Raw genomic sequence first — 22,335 nt, 5'->3', positions numbered from 1 at the left:
AAAGCCTTGTAAAATCAAGGTGTTTCGCGGGTTTTTATGTTTTCTCAGAATCCGAAAGAGTCTGCCTGTATAGCTATAACCCCCAAAGTCTTTCTTGCGCAAACGATTACTAATCAATTATTGTTTAGTAGTTAATTAATGACTACTGTGATAAGAAAAAGGAACGTGTTGTTTATTGCATGAAGGACGATAGCATATTCTAATCCGCCAATACGCCAAGTACTAGATCACCACATAAACACAAAAAAGCCTATGACATCCGCCCTTAAGGACAAGCTGCCACAGGCTTATTTTAGCATTCCTAGCCTACGATCCCCGTCCGTTCCACACTCTCAACAAAATAGCGTTGTGCAAAGAAATACATGATGATCAGGGGCAGGATTGCCATCAAAATCAATGTATTAGACAGCATGGATAAATAAAACGGGTCTACGTTCCCTGTACTCGTGGCAATGCCTGCTTCCGAGGCCAGGTACGACGCAATCTGGCCCGCAACTGTGGATACTTTTACAGCCATCAGATCCGGATTAATGAGTACTAACGTCGTGAAATACGTATCATTCCATTGCCATACAAATGCGAAAAGCATCACCGTCACAATGGCGGGAACCGCATTAGGCAGCATGACACGAAAGAAAGTGGTCAGTATGCTGGCGCCGTCGATATAGGCTGCCTCTTCGATTTCTTTGGGAATTCCCCGGAAAAACTGTCTGAAAATATAGATGAACAGCCCGGTCTTTAAGCCCATTGCCAGTGCCGATGACAAAACGAAGGGCCAATATGTGCCAATCAGATTCACACCCGGACGTCCCGTAATCAGCTCATAAATACCGAAAATATCGAAGTTCTTATACAACGCATAGGTCGGAACCATTATCGTCTGCGGCGGCACCAGAATAGTAAAAATGACGAGCATAAACAGGATATTGCTGCCCCTGAATTTCAGCTTGGCGAAGGCATAGCCTGCAAGCGCGCAAGTAATCATCTGAAGCAGCATCGTCCCCCCTGACAAGAGAACAGAGGTAAGCAGCACCTTTGGATAATCAATCACTTGCAGCACGAGGCGAAAATTATCCAGCGTGAAATGTTTTGGAATCCATACAACTGTACTGTTATAGAGGTCCTTCTTATCCTTGAACGCAATCGAAATCTTCAGCAAAATCGGATACACAATCACATATGAAATTCCAATGAGCAGTACGAACCGTACCAGCTTCCACAAAAAGGCTGTAACCACCCGGGAGGCCCATTTATTGCGGACAGCAGGCTGCTTGAACTGAACTACAGGTTTCACTTGGCTCCCCCTTGTTAATCGTAATAGAATACTTTCCTTGCAATCAGCATGTACAGGATAAACAAAATGACCGAAATACACATGAAGTAAATCCACGACATCGCCGAACTGAGTCCAAAGTCGAAGGTTTTGAAGGCCGTCTCTTGTATAAGCCGCGTCATCTTATTGCTGGAGAACGCATCGATTATCGAGTAAATAAGATTCGTCAGAATCAGCGGGCTGATGACAGGGAAAGTAATCTTCCAGAAGGCTTCATACCCTGTCGCGCCTTCGATTCTGGCTGCTTCATACAAGGACGGAGAGATCGACTGGAGCCCTGCCAGAAAGATCAGGATTTGCACCCCTGACCGGCTGATAATCTCATAAATCCGGTTCACCGCATCAGTCAGATAAGCGACAACCGACTCATTGGCTCCCGACTGGATCAGCATACGTTCCAGTTCAAAGCTCTGAAGCAGCGAGAGATTGCCCCCTTGCTCACTATTGGCTGACTGCATGACGCTTTGCATAATATCCCCGCCCTCGACACCCAGCAAAGCGCCTGAAGCCAAAATAACAGGGAGGAAAAAGATTGCCCTGGCAAGGCCCCGGAACCTGAATTTCTGGTTCAGCAACGTTGCAGAGAACAGACTGAAGAAAATAATTAACGGCACGTTGACCAGCATATCAACGATCGACTCGGTTAAGATGCGGTTGTAAGCAGGATGCTCAAGAAAAGCGGTCTTGAAATTTTCCAGGCCAATGAAGTGAAGCGACATCCCTTCTGCCGTCAGCTCCAACTGGCTCAAACTGTACTTGAGCGATTCCACAATAGGCAAGGCGAACAATAACAGGAAGCCAATCAGCCAGGGAGCCAGAAACAATACGCCCATTCTGCCTTTTTTCTGCTCTTGTGTTAAGCGGACTTTAATCATTTATGCTTCCCCTTTCCTGATGTAGTTCTCCGCTTCGATACGTTTTCCATCAACGGTCACCGCCGCTTTGTTATAGTTCACGATAAAGGATGAACCCCCATCATACCGGGTTTCGAATACACCCTCTTGAATTTTCTCATGGCGTTTGATCGTCTGTGAACGCAGCTCCTTGAGAATCGGGTTCAACTCCTGGTAAAGCTGCTTGGCTTCTCCAATCCAGTCTCCGTAATGGGAAGCGTACATATGGTTGAATGCCGTATCCTTTACCGCATGAGACGGAGCGTAATACCATTGATAGTGAATACTGGCTCCGGTCTCCAGCAGCTTCAGCATATTTTTACGGACATTCTGGTCTTCCATCACATTCAGCGGCTCTCCCGCATAATCGATATACCCATGGATTACCATCTCATAGAATGGCACGCTTTCATCAGCAATGGCAAATCTGCTGGACGTTAGCGGCGCATACAAGATACTGGCTGCATAAGGCAGCACTGCTGCATTGCCTCCAATTACCATCACATCTTTCACCTGTTCATGTATGACGGCCATCTGGCCCGCAATGATGTCCTTGGCTTCCTGCCTGTCCAGCACAAGGGAATCACGATAGTCCGCATTGATCTCATAGCCCATATCCCGCAATGAAATGCCCTCAGTCCGATATTTACTGAAGCTGTTCAGGAAGCGTTCTACGTAAGATGGCAGAGCATTGGGCGACAATACGTAATATGGACTGGCCTTCTTGTCCCACTCATAGGTAGCTCTCGAATAGGGATACAGCTTGGCAGGGCTCCGGTTAATGTATCTGGCGGCCTCCTTCGAAGGACTGAACGTGAACGTATTCTTGTAAATGTTCAGAAACGCCACATCCGGGTACAGTCCGATGCCGCGCGCCTCTGTATAATCGGCCAGTTCGCTAAAACCGCCTGCCCCGCCCAATTGCTTATCGATTGTGACACTGCTTGGAGGCTTATGGCTGACACCCTGATTGAACCACCCCGTATACCTGAGCTTTACCTGCTCTACCCCGCCAGCCTGCAACTCCTCCAGAATGAGTCTGGCCTGTTCAAAGGTCGTAAGCGGCTCAAGTGACTGGTATGGGATGCCTAGGAAAGAGGTTTGTTTGGTGATGCCCCCGACCAGCTCCAAAAAGAAGGGAATCGATCCGGCATCCGGCAATCGCTGCAATTGATGCTGTTCTACCAAATAATTGCGATAATAGGCAGCCATCCCCGAGTAATCCGCCTGGTCCCCGGATAAGAAACCGTAACGGATCCGGATATCCCCCTGGTAACGCTCTGCCTGAAAGATCGGCGTAGTCTGCGTAGTCGCGTTTCCAGTCAGTGTCAGTTCATCCTTCGCCGCTAATTGATAGCTGGAATAGACCGTATTGTAGGCATGACGCCTTCCGCTCACGTCCGCTTCGATTGTGCCGAGTGCGTCGCCTTGCTCCAGAATGGCAATGAAGGCATCGTCATCCTGCTTCATGCCAAACACAGGCAATCGTGAGGATTCATCAAATTGCCGGAGTTCTTTCCGGTAACGGCTATTGTCCATTCCATAGAGGGACGACTGATAAGGATCGGCTTTCAACTTTCCGTTATTCAGGTAAATTAGTGCTCCCGATCCGTCAGGGACGAACATATAGCCTTGCTTGCTCTGATTTGCCGCGCCGAAATATTCAAGCAGGCGGAGGGATTGGAGAACATACGACTGTGGTGACGCCACCTCATTTCCCGGAACAGTCACAAGCAGATTATCTCCGTCCAGACGGTATTCAACAGAGACATGGAACAACGGCTTCTCTTCCGTCTGGTCCGCTGCAAAACCGTTCGCCGCATTATCCTCCTGCAGCTCCTCCATGGTGTAGCCCGTCTCTGCAAAGACGTTCATCAGCCGTTTCAGATGTACCTCCTGAATGGCATTATCCCGCCGTTCATAGACCTGCTCGGCCTCTATTAATTTGAACCGCTTCAGTACGTCTCTGCGAACGGATTCGTCCTGGAGTTTGTTTAATATTTTCTCTTTCATCCGCATGACGCTAATCCGCTTGGGAATCACATCAATGCCCTGGGACATGTCCCCCAGTGCATAGCGCACCTTGACCGCACCGTCCTTGATCTCTGTCTCGAATTGGCCGCTGCGTATGCTATCGTTGAAGTTGTCATATTCTTTGACCAGTCCAGCCTCGTTATAATAGGCGATGGCAAGCTGTGAATTGAGTTTGGTCTTGTTCGGTCCGGCGGCCAGCGCATCCTGCTCCCGGTCTTCCGGATTAGTCCGCCATAGCGTTTGCGTCCGCTTGTCTTTAACAGCCACTTCCGTCGTTTCTGGTTGAAAATATAAGGTTAAAAATTCATTCTCGGCCACCTGTTGCATTCCGGTCACCGCATCGGCCATAGCATCGGTTATGGCATCGGCCCCAACATCGGGTATAAGTGCCTTCCGGGCTTTATCAGCCTCCGCCTCCCCGGCTGATAATGATGTTCCTGAAGCGGCCGGATACTCATTGCCCAAGACTGTTCCCAGCAGCAGCAGGTTCGCCAGAACGGCGATGACAAGCACACCGGACAAAACTTTATAGCGGTTCATGCTTCGTACACCCCCTGTCCTATACGCGGAAAATAATTTCATAATAGATCGTCGAGACAAAATTGACGATTTGCTGCACCAGGCTGAAAAACAGCAGGCCCAGAAAAACAATAATCCCCATCACAATAAGCGTTAACAGCATCGTTATGACGGTCTTGCCTGCCGTATATTGATGCGCGTTCATGGTCCCTACAAATAGCAGATATATAAACCACAACAAGGCTATGCTCTCAAACAAATAATAAAAGGGAGCTTCCTTAAGCGTAATAAAGTTGCTGATAATTGTAATCGGAATGTAGATCAAAACTAACGGCACCAGGGAATAGCCCGTGGCAATGACGATATCCCGGAATTTGCCTTCCCCGTCCATAAGGGTCGTAAGCGACCAGTTCGCCACACACCATAAGAGGAACGGGAGAACTACAAATTTTAATTCATCCAGGCTATTCAGTTCCGAAGGCCGGTTAAAATTGACGTGAAAGCCAGCCATTTGACGTTTTATAATGTTGCTGATTGCCAGCATGAACAACAACGACAAGGCGATTGCCAGTTTGCCCTTATTTTCATTCTTGAGTTCCCAAAATCCGTTGAACGGATGGAAAATGACATACAACGGATATTTAAGGAGTTCGATGGACATAGGCATCCAGCCTCGCTTTCCTTCTTCTTTTCACAAAACGGTACACCATTACAAGCAGCACCAGTGCGGATGCGCCGGTCAGAAAGAGGCCCAGCTTGTCCCGCAATACTTCTTTCCGGTAACGCTCATAGGCTTTGGAGTGGTAGGTGCGGCTCATGCCCAGCTTGAAATATTCCATCGCTTCCTGGTTTCGTTCCTGGCGCAGCAGCGCTTTGCCAATGCCAATGTAAGCAATCTCGTAATTGGCATTGGTGCGCAGAACCTCTTCCCAGGCCCGGGCAGACTGCTCTTCCTGTCCCTCGTAATAAAGCCTTACCGCCTCATTGACACTTTGCCCGAACTGCGTCGGCTCGAATACCGTAATCTGATTCATATCACGGTCCAGCACCATCATTTGATCCCCGATCCGCTCAATAGCAACAGGGACCTTGAATGTGCCGGCCTGCTTGCCGATCTTCCCGAATACATACAACAGATCCCCATCATCGCTGTAAGTGAAGATGCGTCCGTTCTTGATGTCCAGTGCGCTGTACATCCCGTATTCATTCACATCAATATCCATAAAAATCGAGCTTCCGCCATTGGTGCCGAAGGTATACTGCAAATCGCCCTGCGGCGAATAGTAGCCTTCCCTCCGCAGGATGTCGATGCCGCTCGGATTCAGCCTTTTGATCGGAGTGAGCGAGTTCCGCTCGGAAGTCGTCGTATAAATAAAGCCACCGTCATCCAGATCGAGGTTGCTGAATTCCACCGGAATGAACTGTTCCAACCGATCACGCTGCGCTCGTGTAGACAGGCTTTTCCAGAAGTAATCCAGAACGTCAACTTTGACGCGGTTTGCTCCTGTAAATTTCGTAAACTTCCCGTCAGCATCAAATTCAATCAGCCCGTCGAATACACCCCTGCCGACGACATAGACACGATTGGCTTTATCAACAGCTACCTTCATCGGGAAATATTCAAATCCTTGACGAAGCACATCTGACACGGGAGCGCCGATTTCACGCTCGAAGCTGCCATCCTGCCGCAACTCCACAATTCGGCGGTTATCCGTATCAGCTACATAAATAGCGCCATTCCCGGTAACGAATATTCCTTGCGGATTGCGGAATTGGTCTTGCACCCCGTTGCGCTGGAATGAATCGATAACGCGAATAGGCTCCCAGGCCGCATTCATGATGATGATCCGGTGATTCCCTGAATCGAGCACATAGATTTGATTCTTCTCATCCACGAACAGGTCGACTGGCGAATTAAAAGCTCCAATGCCCAGGCTGTTACCGTCAATTACCCGGCCAGGCACGTAGGCTGCCGGTGCGGGCACGGCCTCTCCCCAGTACGAATACGTATAGCCCTGCTGAGAGGCGCCATGCGAAACTGGCGTATACAGGCCAGATATAGCCAGTGAAAGGACAAGCATGAGCAAGCCTATTTTGTTGGTCATGTCCCTCCCCCTTTCCCTTTATTCCTTCATGCCGGAGGTTGCCATGGTTTGAATAATTTTGGACTGTGTAAAGACAAACAGCAAAATCGGTACAGACATCAGCAGCAAAGCAACAGCCGCCCCCGCCCCGGCCCTGGCAATTCCCCCGGACACAATCTGGCCGAGCGCATAGTTCAGCGTCTTGAGTTTCTCGCTGTAGATCATCGTTCCCCCGTCCGTGCCCCATAAAATCTGGAAGAGTAAAATCGTCAGGGTCAACCAGGCCGGCTTCACGAGCGGCATCACGATCGTCCAAAAAATACGGTACTCGCTTGCCCCGTCAATCTTCGCTGCTTCCATCAGCGCATCCGGAATTTGCTCCATGAATTGCTTCATCAGATACAGCCCTAACGGAAATGCGAACGCCGGTATAATAATAGCCGAGTACGTGTCAATCCAGCCAAGCTGTCCAATCACCATATAGTTCGGAATGGCCGTTACATGCGGCGAGAACATTAACGCCAGCACGATAACACTGAACAAAATCTTATTGCCCCTGAATTTATGCTTGGCCAGCGGGAAGGCCGCTGCAGATGCCAAGAGCACATGACCAATTGTTCCAACGGCGGTAATAAACACCGTATTAAAGGCATACCGCAAAAACGGAACCCAGGAGTTCGACAAGAGATGGAACAAATCCGTAAAATTGCTCATGGTCGGGTTTCTTACGAAAAACCGCGGCGGAAACAGGAAAAGCTCATCCAGCGGTTTGAATGCGTTGTTGATGGAATACACGAGCGGCAACGCCATGAAAGCACCGAACACTGCAAGAAACAGGAATAACAGCAAATCTCCCCATACCGATCGGTTCACTTTACTTTGCAGGCGCAGGGAAGCGAGTCTTGCCACGAATCTCATGCCGTTATTCACCTACCTTTCTCAGCAGTTTTTGAGTGAGTAAATTGGTACCGAGCATAATGGCAAAGAGAACTGTGGCAATCGCCGATGCATAACCCATCTCGAAACGGATCGAGCCGTAATCAATCAGATGCGTTACAATGGTATGGCCAGCGTACTGCACACTTGGGAAGCCGGCCAGATTCATTGAGACGTCCGCTACCGCGAATGAAGACGTAATCTGAATAACGGCGCCAAACATGAGCTGAGGCCTCATCGACGGAAGAGTAATATACCAAAGCTCCTGCCAGCGGTTTTTAATCCCGTCGATAGCACCCGCTTCGTACAAGGTATGATCCACATTCTGCAAGCCCGCAATGAAGGCCAGGAAACTGGTACCGAGGCTCAGCCATACCTGCACAACCATAATAATGGCCAGGACATACTTCGGATCTTGAAGCCATAATATAGGCTCTTCGGTAAATCCTGCTTTCATCAGAAAGCCGTTGAAGTAGCCGTACATATCCCCGGAGAAAATAATGAGCCAAATAAAATAAATATTCCCGGAAATCGACGGCGCATAAAACACCAGCGTAACAAACGCCCTGACTTTCGGCGACAGATCATTGATCAGCCAGGCAAAAATAAAACACATGATATAGCTCACCGGCCCGGTAATGACAACGAAGAGCAAAGTATTCTTCAAGGCGATCAGAAAAACATCGTCCTCCAAAAACAGCCGGGTGTAGTTTTGCCAGCCGATCCACCGGGGAAATTCCAGCATATTGAAGTAGGTAAAGCTAATTACCAGAGACAAGATGACCGGAATAACTGTGAACATACAGAACAACAGGTAGTAAGGAGCCAGCAGAATATAAGAATGCTTCTGCCGCCTCATATCGTTCAACAAGATCGCCAGCTTGCCGGGTTCTTTGTGAACGGAGCGGCTTGCAGCAACAACAGGTGCATCCGATGATTTCATGAAGCCGTGTCCTCCCCTTCTGCCGGCAGGCCAAATTCTTTGCGTTTCAGCGTAATTTCTTCATTGATATAGCGAACATAATCATACAGCGCTTCGCGTGGATTCATACCGTTCGTGACAACCTCCCGGAAGGCGTTATCCAGATGTCTGCCCGTAAAATATCCACCCGGAACCTCGGGGATCGCCCGGACGGATTCCCATTGCTCATTCAGAGCCATGTAATCCTTCACCGGCCAAGGCAGTTGCTCCAATGCCTCTACGTTCGCCGTCGGATATCTTGCAGCCGCCCCCATCAAGCCTTCCATCTCCCGGCCGAACCGCACCTGTGCCTCCTTGCTGGTCCACCACTTCATGAACGCCCAGGCCTTGTCCTTCTGGCTGCTGCTGTCCAGCATGATCACGCTGCTGCCTCCGCTTGCCACATCGCGACGAATGGAGCCGTCAGCAGCAGGGATGCCGGGAACGGGAACGAAGTCCCACAAGCCTTTAATCTCTGGCGCCGAAACCGACAGATGATTGTAGAATGTATAATCAGCGATGCCAATCGGCATCTCGCCTGTGCGGAAGCGGTTCGGGAAATCGAACTGGAGCGGAAATTTGTAATTGGTATAGAACTCTGTCCACTTCTTAAAGGCTTGCATGGACAATTCCGTGTTCAAAGCACTGAACTGGTGATTATCCGAATAAAACTCACCGTCTGTCTGGTACAGCATCATCGCAAATGCCTGATTCGGCTCAAGATTAACAGCGACCTGACCCTGCGCAGGCTGCGCGAGCGGTAACGCAAACTCCAAATGGTGCTTTTGCAGCACGGGAATCATCTCGTATACATCATCCCAGGTTTGCGGAACGCTCAGCCCAAGCTCCTCCAGAATATCCTTCCGGTAAAATAGCATACTGAACAATTGCTGCTCCGGCAGCGCATAGACCCCATTCTGAAAGGTATAAGGGATAAGCGCACTCTCCTTGAAACGTCCTGCTACTTCTGTGTAATCCGGGAATACGGTCAAATCCTGCACGGCCTTCCGGCTCGCATAGTTGACCGGGAGATCATTGCCGATTTGCATCGCAACATCAGGCCCTTGCCCCGACAGAGTCGCCGGCAGTAACACGCCCATATTGACCAGCTTCAAGTTAATATCAATGCCGGTCTGCGGTGTAAACGTATCATCAATCATGGCCTTCAAAACCTGGGCCTGGTCCCGGCCGGCTCCAATCCACACTTCTACCGCTTGTCCGCTGTCAGCTACGTTGCCGATGCTGTCGTAATCCTCCGTGAAGGAGTGGAAGAACGCCGACACCTCGTGCATCATCCGCTGAAATAAAGGCGCTTCCGCCTTTGGCAGCTTGCGGTCCGGGGAAGAGACAACGAGATAATCAATCTCCAGCGGTTGTTCTCTCGTTTGCAAAATCCATGTGCCGAGTCCGCCGACATTTACCTTGAATGTGTCCAGTCGACGGGGTACCGATTCCGGATTTTTCACCATCCCGTTAAGCTGATGAACCATCGTGTTCAAGATCGCTACCCGGTCACTGCTCTCGCCAGTCAGCTCTTTCAGCGTAGCTGCAACCTCTGCAAGCTGCTCGCTCTGCCGGGTGAATACATCGATCATATCCGGAATTTGCTTGTCGAGATTGTAATCACGAAGCCGGTCGGGCATGGGTCCTGTGACCATGAGAATTTTCCGGTAAATATAATTCAGCTCCAGGACGCTGGACTCCACCTGGCGCAGCAAGGGAGATAATGAGCCGAGCGTAACCTCCAGCTTGATTTCATGCTTGCCCTTTGATAGATAGAATAAGAATGGCTGTTTTTTTGTCCCAAGCGATTTCATTTGAAACAAATCGTTGTATTCAAATGGAATCGCCTCAACTTCAGCAAACGGCACCTTGCCGTCGATGTACAATTTCCTGGATGAGTAGAGGCCCCGAAGAAAATTTTGCTTATATTTCAGGCCAAGCTCATACAAACCGTCTTCCTCAACCTCCACTTCCCATGCCAGCCATTGGGATGGCATACGCCAGTTGAAGCCGCCAATGGTGTTCATCCGAATCTTGGATACATCATAAGGCTCGACTGAGGGACTGCTGCGATTATTGAGCGGATATAGTGTCGGATCAGACTTGATGACGGCATTTTCTCCTTGAATTTTAAGCAGTACATCCTTCGCTGGCTGATAGCCCTGGTTCTCATAGACTTGATATACTTGCTCGTAGGACAGAATCTCTTCTTCCTGGAACAGTACCAGTTGATTGATTACCATCGGTTCTCTTGAAGATACCAGCGAAAGGGTATGCCGTCCCTCATCCAAATAGAAACGGTACGGCTCACTGTAATAGCCCTGGTGGTCCCTGAATGTCGCTTCTATCCAGATCGGCTTCTCTACCTGGCCGGGCCGGAGATCATTTCCGCGATTGTCCTGTACAATCTTCTCCCGCGCATTGGCCCAGACCCGGGAGAAAGTAAGCGTACGTGCACCCTCAAATGGGGACTTGCCGTCGATTAACAGCTCCCGCTCAATGGCTGAGCTCTTCCCGGAAATCGGGAAGTATCTCAGACGAATGTTATACAACCCGGCCTTTGGGACATCTACCTCCCAACTGACAGAACCTGTCTCCTCCGTCAGAATCGATGGAGATGCGGCTCCTTCAAATTCAGGCAGCGTTTGTACCGTCATTCCTTCCGCATGCACGTATGAATCCGCCTCTATGACGATTCGCTCTTGCGGTCTTGGATGATTTTCGTATGTACGCATGTAATGATCATATCCGTCCTTGCGGAAGGAGACGATCTCCTCAGCCTGCCTGGCCGTTTGGCTTGCTCCCTGCGCAAATAACTCATGGCTGATGACCGGGCCGACAGAAAGCGTCAACACCGATATGAACAGGAGGACGACACCAAGATGACGACTGTGTCGATTCAGCAGATTTCTCATCCGATTGCAACGCTCCTCATGATACGTAATCAGGAAAAACAAGAGCCCATTCCATTGATAACCGCATAAGTGAAATCAATTCAGCAGGGCTCTTGCATTCACTGTTTGATTACTTCTTCAGTATTTCGTTCATCTTGTTTTGTGCCACTTGCTTGATTCGTTCTACAGCAGTTGCCGGAGGCTCTTTTCCACTGGTAATATTGACCACCGCATCAATGAATTCGCCCTCGAAGCGATAGCCTCTCCAGCCTTCAAAAACTCCTTTGTCCATCATTCGTTTCGCTGTGTTGATCGAGCTTTCATCCGGCAGGTTGGCCTCCAGGAAGTCTTGATAGCTCTCTTCCTGCGTATCCCACAGAACAAGCTCCTTCCACATTTCAAAGCTTTCTTTGGCGTGGGGCGCGCCTTTTGGAATGAAGTACATATCGGCAATCGTTACCGGCACAACAAAGTCTGCCGCTTTCGGGCCTTTCGGGAAGAAGACATATCCCCAATCATCCGTCATCGTCTTCATACGCTCTTCGCCTTCCCATACTCCAGCCTGGGTCATTGCGACATGGCCTTGTGTAAAGAAGTTTTTCGGGTCGAGCCAATTGTTGCCTTCGTTCGCCTTGACTACTTTATGCACATTGTACAAATCATTCATGAATTGAAGCGCTTCCATCGATTCGGCAGAATCGAAAGCAATTTTACCGTTCTCCGGATCGACGATTCGTCCGTTATTGGAAAGAATCAGATGCTCGGCTAAAACCGCCTGGTCAAAGCTAAGACCGTACTGGTCGATTTTACCGTCGCCATTGGTGTCCTTGGTGAGCGCCTTCGCCGCATTCAGCAATGCCTCCCAGGTCCATTCGTCCCTCTCTTGCAATTCATAAGGATCAGGCAAGCCGGCTTCAGCAAACATGCGCTTGTTGTATACCAGACCGCTGCTCGGGTTAAAGGAATCGACAAAGCCGTACTGCAATCCGTTAAACTTGCCGACCTGCTTGACCGATTCCGGAAGCAGAGATTCCTTGCCCACATCTGTAAAATCATCGAGTGGTGTTAAGTAGCCGCCGGCAGCAAGTCCCGGAATCCACTTGAGGTCAAGACGAACCATATCTGCAAACGGCTCGCCCGCCATAACAGTTGAGGTCAATCTCTCCTCCAGCTCTCCCCATGGGATGGTGATATACTCGATGTCCGCATTAAATTTCTTTTTCACTTCATCATGTTTGGCTACATTGCGGTCTCCAAGCTCTGTTCCTGCTGCCGGAGCACCATCCCACCACATTGCCATTTTGATTTTATCCCCACCCAGATCAAAAGCAGGTGTCTCTTCACCCGCCGGAACAGACTCTGGTTCTGTCGTTGATTCTGCTGCCTGCGGTGGCGTCGCCTCCGGCTTGGAACCTCCGCTGCACGCTGCAACAAATACAAGCGCGAGCACTAACCCCAGGCTCAAAAACATTTTTGCCTTGTTCACTGAAATTGCCTCCCTTTTATCTTTGTTTTTATCTGAATGAATTGCCCGGCAAAAGAGAACCGGGGCAATCCATTAAGATCACGTCAACCTCTATTGATCAATGTTCCTTGACGATAGTATAATATCCTACCTTGGTTTGCTCATGTAGGGATTTGTACTTGAATGTAATCATGTCACCGTCGGAATGCGACTCTACTTTCCCAATCTGTTCACCGTCGCAGGTGTAAGAAATTACGCTGCCACTGTTCCATGACTTCGGAAGCTTGACCGATAGTGATGTTGCCCATCCTACAGGCTGGAATACCTTTACCTCATCCTGAGACCGGACTTCCAACAAGTAATGCTCTCCGGTGTCGAGTGGCACACCGTTGTAGGCGTCAAACACCCCGCCTGTAACCGTGCCATCCGCTGATGCAAGAGCCGCCCCTCCCTTGGAGATGACATGCTCTTCCCATGGGTAAGCATCTTCCTCGTTCCAATTCGCTACGACCTGGAAGGTTTCAAACTTTGTTTGTGTGATATCCGGAGCCACCCGCTCAAAGCCTGTCACCAACTCATCCGCATAACGGGACAACGCATATTTTTGGAAAACACCGATTAATTGAAGCCATGAATCGAATTCCAGACTGGAGGGACTGGCAATTTCACCACTAAATTGATAGCCCTGGGCCAGATTCCAGCGGAACATCTCCTTGTCATCCGTCCATGTATCCGCAGCCAGATCATGCTGATACAGCAATACTTTGTCACGGGCAAGCATTCCGATCATCGGATAGTATTGTGTAAAGTCTGCTGTCTCCTTGCGGTAGCCGGCTATATCCCACAAATAATTAGTGCCCATAAATCCGACTTCATGCTCCGCCAGCATATCGATGCCGACCTCTGTCATCAGCAGGTTATCTTTGTGTCTGCGCGCATGGTCCAGAACGCCTTCAAAGTAAGCTGTCGACGGATCATATCCGCTCGTTGGAGCCTGTGCGAAATGGTAGTCCATCGGTGCCGTCCGCGCCCCCCATTGATCCTCGAATATGCCATCCATCCCGATTTCCTTCATAAGCAGGCCGTGCTGTTCTGAAATCGTCTGTTTCACATATTCATCATGCGGATTGACAACGTAACCCTGGTGCGGTCCATATTGCTCCATTGCCGGCAAGCCGTCCGCCCCTTTCACCGTCGCTTGCTGAAGGGCTTCCGGTGACAAACCGGCCATGTAACGGGATTCCCCGTCCCACCAGGAGAAGTTCGTATACGGTACGACCAGGTTTCCGCGCTCCTGGGCATACGTTGTAAATTTTCTGAAGTCATCCACTGTACCCCATCTCGCATCCGGAGGAACAAAGTCCGGATAGCTTTGATCATGCCCTTGCTGCTGGAAGGCAACCGGGTGGATCATCCCGGGAATTTGAATTTGGTCCACGACCTCTGTCTTCAACTCGTTGAATGAAAGCCCTAACCGCTCCAGATCGAGCTTATACATCGCAGAATTGAAGTAGGCTTCGCTCTTCTCCCCCAGTTTAGCCGCCAGATTCTCAAACTTGTCAAATCTATTATCTGACCGGTAGCCTGCAATCGTGTCCCCGTAATCCTGCCCGACGCGGATTGCAATTCGGGGAGAAATCCACTCTTCCTTCCCATATGTCCGAAACTCCCGGATGATCCGGGCTTTATCCGAATCGCTATCCCCCTCGAGACGGAAACCGATGTTTACAGGCTGTACAGTATCCCCCCGGATACCATAAACGGATAAATTGCCATGCGCCGTGCGTAACCCCATATAATCTGCGAACATTACACCGGGGTACAGTGCGCTGAACGTCCGTTTGGCGTCGAAAAATCCCCTTGTGAGAAGCGCGCCAGGCAGCATCGGAACCAGACCATCCTCAACTGCTTCTGCATCGACAGTCAGCTCATGCGGGAAGCTGAACTTCTCCAGCACTTTATCCGACCCGTTATGAACAGAAGCCTGCATCAAAAGTTCATGTCCCCCGGTCAGCTCGACCACCACTGTTACAGACAACTCACCGTCATATTGAAAGGTCAGTTTTGAATCGTTTTTGTCGAACTCATAACTGAAAGCGCCTACATATGTATGACTGCTTCGTGTCTCTCCATCGGATAGAGTGGCCTCCCATAGTTTCCCCTCCTTATTTCCCAAAGAGATTTGTTGTTTTGTCGTGTTATCTATTATGTATGCGATTTCACCAGTAACTTTTGAAAAGCTGATCTCGTAGAATTTGTTTTTAAATCGGATATAACTTTGATCGCTTTGGTCCATAATCAATTGGGATTCACATCCTGTCGCAAGTATTATGAGGATTGAAAGACAAAGCAGGAATATGCGCTTATATAAAGCACAGAAAATAGGGTACACCTCCCTTCTTGTTTGGCCCGGTCCAATGTGTTGCTCTTACAGGTTTCTTGCCGTGCTCTGTCTTACCTTTAACGTGATGGGAAGCACGATATTTTTCTGAATTGGGGGCACGCCTTCGATTTGATCCAGGAGCAGACGTACGGCCCGTTGGCCTTTATCAATAATATTCTGGTTGATCGTTGTCAAAGGGGGAGAAGAATATTCCGTATAACGGATATCGTCAAATCCCAATACCGAAATTGTACCCGGGACGGAGTACCCCAGTTCAGTTAATCCTTTAATTAATCCGATAGCTGTTACGTCAGACAGGACAAACACTGCCGTTACGTCCCCGTCTTTTTGAAAAATCTGCTGGGCAGCATGATAACCTCCGTCGAAGGTCAGGCCGCTTTCGATAATCAAATTCGGATCGTACTCAATCTGATGCTCTTCCAATGCTGTCTTATAGCCCAGCCACCGTTTATAATTTAACCCACGGTCCAGCAGCAAATCTGTAATGAACGCAATTCTCCGGTGTCCTAAATCAATGAGGTGCTTGGCACCGACATAACCGCCCATCCTGTCATCCAGATGCACTTGAAAGACCTCGGGGTCGGACAAGTAGCTGTCCAGCACAACGAAGGGCACGCCATAACCTTTGAGCTGGGCAACGAGCGGAGATTCATCACTGGTACCGATTACAATCACACCGTCCAGATTGCGGTCACGCACAAAGGAGACATCCTGATCTTTATCAAGTCCGGTAAGCAAGACATGCAAATTATGATCCCTCGCCCCCGCCTCGATGCTGGTTGCCAGTTCCCAATAAAACGGGGAATCATGAATGGTGGATTTCTCAAGAAAAGGTACAATCAGAGCAATAAGATGCGACTTTTGGGCCCGCAAATTTCTTGCTGAACTGTTGGGCGTATACTTCAGTGCCTCGGCTACCTTTTTCACTTTAAGAATCGTATCTTCCGCTACACGGCCTGTTCCATTGAGCACATTGGAGACTGTACCGATCGACACGCCTGCTTCCCTGGCGATCGATTTAATCGTTATTTTTGAGCTCTCTTCCATTTGTTCTCCTGTTATTCATAGTTTAATGAAACGTTTTATCATTATTTCATTTGAATTATTGTACTTCAGAATAAATTGATTATAATTTCATCCTTTTCATCTGTCAATAAAAATAATGAAACGTTTCATCAAAAATTCATTTCAAACGGCAACAATTGATTTAAGAAAATGAATAAGACTTATAATCAGCGCAAAAAGAAGCGTTAACTGTGACCGAAGTTTCCTGATCATAGTTAACGCTTGGCAGGTCTTTATAAAACCTTCTTCAATAACATAAAAATCTGCAGATGAAGACATTATTGAAGTTGGATCGCTGCAAGCTTGCATCAAGTAGTGGGCAGTGGGATGGGAGCATTTTTTCGTATAGCCTGTAACCAATTGCCTCCCCATAATACTATGAATTATTGTAAATCAAAGGCAGCGAGTACATCGTCGATTTTCATACTGTCTGCTGTAGGTCCGTTCAGCATCCAATGTCTGGATGACATCTTGTACACATGTCCTTGCTTAACCGCAGGAATTGACTTCCATGCATTCAGCTCTTCCACTGCATTCATTTCCTTTAAAGCAGCCTGCGCTTCAACCTCAGAATCAAACGAGCCGCCTACCGTGACAAATAAATAGTCCGCGGTCAAATCAGGCAGTGTCTCAAGCGATGCTTCTATCCCCCAAGCTCCTTCTTCCTCTTTATCCTGCAAACTTGCCAACATCGGTTCAAGTGTCAAACCTAAATCTTTGTAAGCGATGCTCGTATAGGAGAAAGCCGGAAAAAATAGTTGAACATCATGCTGCGATGGCCGGATAAAAGCTAGCGTTCGATCAGCCCCTATTTTTGCAACAATAGCCTCTTTAGCCTTAAGCAACTTTTCCTCGTAGTCTTGAATGACAGACTGAGCTTTCTCTTCGAGGTCAAGTGCTTTGCCGATCGCAGCTATGGACGCCTTCCAGTCGCTGCGATCATAGACGATAGTCGGGGCAATTTTGCTTAGCTGTTTATATGACTCTGTATCCGAGGCCAAAAGATTGGCAATAATCAAATCAGGTTTAGAATTGAGAATGGACTCAAAATTCAAACTGCCTGGCGTGTAGACGGACGGAACTTTTTTTGCTTGCAGTGTTTCATACAAGTATTGTCCCTTCATGGATTGGGCATGAACCATCGGAGCATCAAGCGCAAGCATAATGTCTTCCAGCCCGTTCACGGCTATGCGCTGCGGGTTGACTGGAATTTCGCTTTCTCCCATCATATGATTAACCTTCTTTGTATGCTGTTGCTCCTGTGCGGCAGTTGCTGGAGAGCCAACTGCAACGGATGAATCATTGAAACCTGTTGAAGCCCCGCAACCACTGAATAACAAAGTCATGCAGAGCAGCATCACTGCGCCTGCTGACAGCTTCAAATCTTTGTACATCGTTAAATCTCCCTCTTTTTCATAATGAGAATAATTATCATTATAGCTGTGAGCTTTGCGAGGGACAATAGCTTGTTCTGAACTATTGAATGGATTTTTCTGAACCGGTTTCTGTGCTGCCAGTGATCTATAGCGCAGCGGCGGTACACCGGTTTGTTTTTTGAACACGCGGCTGAAATAGTAGACGTCCAAATATCCTATGCTCGATGAAATTTCTTGCAGAGATGCCTTCGTTTCTGTCAACAGCCTGCTGGCATGCCCGATACGAACTTGGATCAAATATTCATTAGGCGTTATTCCTAGCTGCTTTTTGAATAAACGGGACAAATAACTGGAGCTGCATCCGAACAGCTCGGCCAGACCCTGAACCGTAATGGCTTCCGAATAGCTAGTCTCTATGTAATGTGTAGCTCGGGACACAAGGTCAACTCGTTTCACCCCTAGCTCCTGCCTTGCCATCTGACCAAGGCATTCATGTACAAATCGATAAAGAACAGCTTTTGCATACAGCTTGTCCAACAGCGTAAGCTTGCGCCAGCTTTGTTCCATGATCTCGAATTTTGAATGGAGGGCAAGCGGAGCATGAGGCGTGAATCCATATTGAATTTGGAAAGGATTGCTGCGTTTTAACAAGCGGTCCACGTAGCGGTTGCCCGGGACAGCTAACAGCGCCTTGTACATAATAAGATCATATTCGAGGCGATCCCCTGAGGAGATAATATCCAGATTCATGCCTTTGCCGCCGTGAAGCAAATGAAAGCCATCGATGGCATAACCAACTCCGTCCAGCATCACCCGCCCGCGTCCGTATGTCACCCACAGAAAAGCATTGGATGGAAGCTTGTAACTGCGAAGCTCGTCTCCTTGTGCCAACGACTGATGTCTAATGTCGAGCAGCTTGACATTAGCTTCGTTCCACAGCAACAGATGTTCATCCCAATTCATACCCATCACTTCCTGCTACTAAAAAATTGCCTATCCATTGAGACTGTACCTCATTATAATTGAAATTGATTCTCATAACTAGTATTTTGTATGACCTATGAAAGCTAGTAAGAAATTTCCCTGAACTGTTCAACGGTAAGAAACATCATCTTTAGGATTCGACTGTTACATATACAAGTAAATTTGTGAAAGATGGAACTACAGTGATTGGGGAGTTTAGACTATATTCCTCAAGAGGCGCACGCATCGACCGTTCTGGTTTCTTCTTTTCCCCTTACGGATACGGCCAAACACCAAAAAGAAGAAATACAAAACTGTATTTCTTCTTCCCTGCTGCTTTTATTCTATTCCATGTTCTGTTTTGCAAAAAGTGACTCTTCAGCAACCTGAGCCAATTCCTCTGACTTCACGCTAATCTCTTGGATCGTAGCAGCAAATTCCTGTATGGCTTCGGATTGGCTATCTGTTAACTTGTTAATGTCAGCAAAAGCCTGGTTTAAGCGAAGTAAGAGGTCCTGAATATTGTTCGTAACCTCATTAATCTGATTCACATTTTCTTTGGAGCTCGTTGCCAGCTTCCGGATCTCATCCGCAACGACGGAGAAGCCTCTGCCCGCTTCGCCGGCTCTTGCCGCTTCAATGGCAGCATTGAGCCCCAGCAGGTTACTCTGGTCGGAAATTTGCTTGACTACCGAGGAAATCTTGTCTATCTCCTGTGCACTGGAGCTGACGTCCTTCATTTGATGCGTTACGTCCGACACACTGTTGGTAAGATGTGACACGGACTGTCTGATATCTTCAATGGACGCCGTTGTCTGTTCTACAATAGCTGAAAAACTTTCCGCCATCTCAAACAATTTATTCGCTTTCTCGAGACTAGTCCCCATACCTACGCCACCGATGACTCTCCCCTGCTCGTCATGCAGCGGGATGGCGCGTGCAGCAAGCGGAAATCCAAACAATTCTTTTGGAACAAGAGCCGACAGAGCCGTGTTATTCCGAATCGCGTTGTACACGATATCCCCTTCCACTAGCGGGTCGCCGGGGCTGACATTCAGAGAGAACGTTTTGCCCGGAATGTTGATGATCAGCTTCTCCGTGTCATAAATGCCAATTGTAATATCATCATTCGTAAGATTTTGCAGCAGCGGCGCTATCTTTACGAAAGCTCCGACCAACTCATGCTGTGCTTGCTCTTCTTTAACATTGCTCATCCTTGATCCCCCAGACCTTAATACGGGAATTTTCTTTGACCATAATTGACTGAAATCCATTTCAACGTTGTAAATTCATCCAGACTCCATTGACCATTCAAACGGCCCAAACCAGACTGCTTCTCTCCGCCAAAAGCTACAATCGGCTCGTCATTGATCGTAATGTCGTTGACGTGAATCATACCGGTGTGAATCTTCTTCGCCATTTCGACACCACGTTCAATATTGGAAGTATGAATAGCCCCGCTAAGCCCGAAACGAGTATCGTTAGCGATTTCAATTGCTTCCTCTTCCGTTTCAAATGGAATAATACATACAACCGGACCGAACAATTCCTCTTGGGCTACATCCATTTCTGGTGTCACATTGACGAATACAGTAGGCTCTACCATTCTGCCGGCAATACTGCCTTGTACAAGAGGAACGGCTCCTTGCTCAATACCCTTGGCAATTAACTTCTCCAGCGTCTCTGCTTGGCGGTTGTTTATGACCGGGCCAATAATGGTCTGCGGATCACCCGGATCACCAGTTGTAAGTGTAGAAACTTTCTCTTTATATTGGTCCACAAAATTTTGATAAATAGCCTTATGTATGAGAATACGGTTGGCGGACATACAAATTTGGCCTTGATGCGTAAATCTGCTAAATGTAGCCGCTTGTACTGCATAATCGATATCGGCATCCTCCAGAATGATGAATGCACTATTTCCTCCGAGCTCCAGCAACGGCTTTTTGAAGTGTTTGACTGCTATTTGGCCAATATGGCTCCCGACCTTTGTCGAACCCGTAAAGGAAATGATACGGGGAATCGGATGTTCGACGAATGAATCACCAATCTCCTTAATATCTGTCACGACAACATTCAATAGACCTTTGGGTACACCAGCTTCTTCAAAGATTTTGCCGATCAGAGTGCCTCCCGTAATCGGTGAATCCTCATGCGGCTTCAACACCACGCCATTTCCTGCACCGAGCGCTGGAGCAACGGACTTTATAGATAAGAAGAAAGGGAAGTTAAACGGACTGATAACCCCAACAACGCCAGCCGGAATCCGGTACAAGCGGTTCTCCTTCCCATCTTCTGTAGAAGGCAAAATTTTACCCTCCATTCGAAGCGGGAACGTTGCCGCTTCTTTAATCATATTTTTCACAAGACCGATCTCAAAGGCGGCCTTCAGCCGGGTCCCTCCGAGTTCCTGAACAATAATAGAAGCAATCTCTTCCTCATGCGCTTCAATATATTTGACAGCATTCTCAAGAATATCACGTTTGTTGTATGCGTTAACTTTGTCCCATTCCAGCTTAGCTTTTAGTGCAGCCTGATAAGCATCATCGATATCTTCAACATTGGCAATTTTAAAAGATGTGATAACCTCACTAGTATATGGATTGATATCAATTAGCGTGTTATCGCTCTTTCCGTCTCTCCATTCCCCGCCTATAAATTGTTGTCCTAGCTGTGAGTAGATCATACTTATCCCTCCAATGTCAATAAACCTCTATCTATACTTATTATTTATCGACATAATACCCTTAATTGTTAATTTTTTATATGCAGTTGTTCAATTGAATGACTCCCCACATGTTTCCATTAAGATCAATAAATTTAAGAACCCATCCAAACCCTTCATCTTGATAAAACGTTATTTCAACATTCTTCGACTTTAAATGATCATGCAATGTATGTATTTCCCTTGTATTAAAGAGTAGTACCGGCATTGTTTGTCCGTTAAATTTAAAGTTTGCATGGGTATCTTCCTTGGTTTCCCATAACATCAGCATGGGGCCTTCTTCTAAAGATAGAAAAGCATGATGATGTTCTATTGATTTACCTGTTAATTGAAATCCCAGATTCGTTACATACCAATGAATAGATTGATCTAAATCTCTAACAGGTATTTGCATGTGTTCCAGTTTGGTTAAAAAAGCATCGTTCATTTTATTCGCTCCTTTTGGTTCAGAAGACCAGCAGCAAAAACGCCGCGGCGCCGGATGGCCATCCTCGTTCAGCAGCTCCAGCTCTGATTTTTGCCATGCCTTCACTCCATGTTCTTCTGCCGGGATCTAAATCGACGAACTTTCATCAAGTTACCGCATTCTTTGTCATCGCACCAACGACGTGCTCGGTTACGGCTCTGATCAAAAAACACTTCATTCAAATCATCAAATTGATTCTGATGCACCTCTTGTT

Annotated in this window: 15 protein-coding genes and 1 pseudogene; all 16 read right to left on the bottom strand. The window is 47.9% G+C overall.

All coding sequences use genetic code 11. The features are described 5' to 3' along the window. Window positions 1-301 precede the first annotated feature (301 nt). On the bottom strand, window positions 302-1,294 hold the full coding sequence (locus H583_RS0105550; RefSeq protein ID WP_051236022.1) for a carbohydrate ABC transporter permease: 993 nt from the start codon (window positions 1,292-1,294) through the stop codon (window positions 302-304). Window positions 1,295-1,308: 14 nt separating this feature from the next. Continuing rightward, window positions 1,309-2,208, bottom strand: coding sequence for a carbohydrate ABC transporter permease (locus H583_RS0105545; protein WP_028559610.1), 900 nt, complete (start codon window positions 2,206-2,208; stop codon window positions 1,309-1,311). Further along, window positions 2,209-4,800 carry a DUF5696 domain-containing protein gene (locus H583_RS0105540; protein WP_028559609.1) on the bottom strand — a complete coding sequence of 864 codons (2,592 nt, stop codon included), beginning with the start codon at window positions 4,798-4,800 and terminating at the stop codon, window positions 2,209-2,211. 19 nt (window positions 4,801-4,819) lie between these two features. Continuing rightward, window positions 4,820-5,440, bottom strand: coding sequence for a Yip1 family protein (locus tag H583_RS0105535; RefSeq protein ID WP_028559608.1), 621 nt, complete (start codon window positions 5,438-5,440; stop codon window positions 4,820-4,822). Beyond that, window positions 5,421-6,884, bottom strand: a complete 1,464-nt coding sequence (locus tag H583_RS0105530; protein WP_028559607.1) for a hypothetical protein — start codon at window positions 6,882-6,884, stop codon at window positions 5,421-5,423. The genes H583_RS0105535 and H583_RS0105530 overlap by 20 nt, the downstream gene beginning before the upstream one ends. 18 nt (window positions 6,885-6,902) lie before the next feature. Further along, window positions 6,903-7,781, bottom strand: coding sequence for a carbohydrate ABC transporter permease (locus H583_RS0105525; RefSeq protein WP_028559606.1), 879 nt, complete (start codon window positions 7,779-7,781; stop codon window positions 6,903-6,905). 4 nt (window positions 7,782-7,785) lie between these two features. Beyond that, window positions 7,786-8,658 carry a carbohydrate ABC transporter permease gene (locus tag H583_RS0105520; protein ID WP_245585851.1) on the bottom strand — a complete coding sequence of 291 codons (873 nt, stop codon included), beginning with the start codon at window positions 8,656-8,658 and terminating at the stop codon, window positions 7,786-7,788. Window positions 8,659-8,738: 80 nt separating this feature from the next. Next, window positions 8,739-11,678: an extracellular solute-binding protein gene (locus H583_RS0105515; protein ID WP_051236020.1), complete on the bottom strand. Its 2,940-nt coding sequence runs from the start codon at window positions 11,676-11,678 to the stop codon at window positions 8,739-8,741. 109 nt (window positions 11,679-11,787) lie between these two features. Continuing rightward, on the bottom strand, window positions 11,788-13,143 hold the full coding sequence (locus H583_RS0105510) for an extracellular solute-binding protein (protein WP_028559603.1): 1,356 nt from the start codon (window positions 13,141-13,143) through the stop codon (window positions 11,788-11,790). Between the two features lie 97 nt (window positions 13,144-13,240). Beyond that, window positions 13,241-15,418: a DUF6259 domain-containing protein gene (locus H583_RS0105505; protein ID WP_245585850.1), complete on the bottom strand. Its 2,178-nt coding sequence runs from the start codon at window positions 15,416-15,418 to the stop codon at window positions 13,241-13,243. A gap of 132 nt (window positions 15,419-15,550) precedes the next feature. Continuing rightward, the gene (locus H583_RS0105500; protein ID WP_028559601.1) at window positions 15,551-16,573 is read right to left on the bottom strand and encodes a LacI family DNA-binding transcriptional regulator; all 1,023 of its coding nucleotides are present in this window, start codon (window positions 16,571-16,573) and stop codon (window positions 15,551-15,553) included. Between the two features lie 401 nt (window positions 16,574-16,974). After that, window positions 16,975-18,930 carry an AraC family transcriptional regulator gene (locus H583_RS0105495; protein WP_028559600.1) on the bottom strand — a complete coding sequence of 652 codons (1,956 nt, stop codon included), beginning with the start codon at window positions 18,928-18,930 and terminating at the stop codon, window positions 16,975-16,977. A 344-nt stretch (window positions 18,931-19,274) separates the two neighbouring features. Further along, on the bottom strand, window positions 19,275-20,144 hold the full coding sequence (locus H583_RS0105490; protein WP_028559599.1) for a methyl-accepting chemotaxis protein: 870 nt from the start codon (window positions 20,142-20,144) through the stop codon (window positions 19,275-19,277). A gap of 17 nt (window positions 20,145-20,161) precedes the next feature. Further along, entirely contained in the window at window positions 20,162-21,616 is a 1,455-nt protein-coding gene (yfmT, locus tag H583_RS0105485) for a benzaldehyde dehydrogenase (RefSeq protein ID WP_028559598.1), read from the bottom strand. Window positions 21,617-21,692: 76 nt separating this feature from the next. Then, window positions 21,693-22,187: a VOC family protein gene (locus H583_RS0105480; RefSeq protein ID WP_245585846.1), complete on the bottom strand. Its 495-nt coding sequence runs from the start codon at window positions 22,185-22,187 to the stop codon at window positions 21,693-21,695. Beyond that, window positions 22,184-22,309: pseudogene (locus H583_RS35935) on the bottom strand (CGNR zinc finger domain-containing protein); the annotation flags it as partial. The gene H583_RS0105480 and the pseudogene H583_RS35935, both read right to left, overlap by 4 nt. Window positions 22,310-22,335: the final 26 nt, after the last annotated feature.

Origin of the sequence: Paenibacillus pinihumi DSM 23905 = JCM 16419 (assembly GCF_000422505.1) — a bacterium.
Classification (GTDB): Bacteria; Bacillota; Bacilli; order Paenibacillales; family Paenibacillaceae; genus Paenibacillus_D; species Paenibacillus_D pinihumi.
The sequence above is the reverse complement of the archived record's forward strand: the minus strand, read 5'-3'. Positions and strand labels throughout refer to the sequence as shown.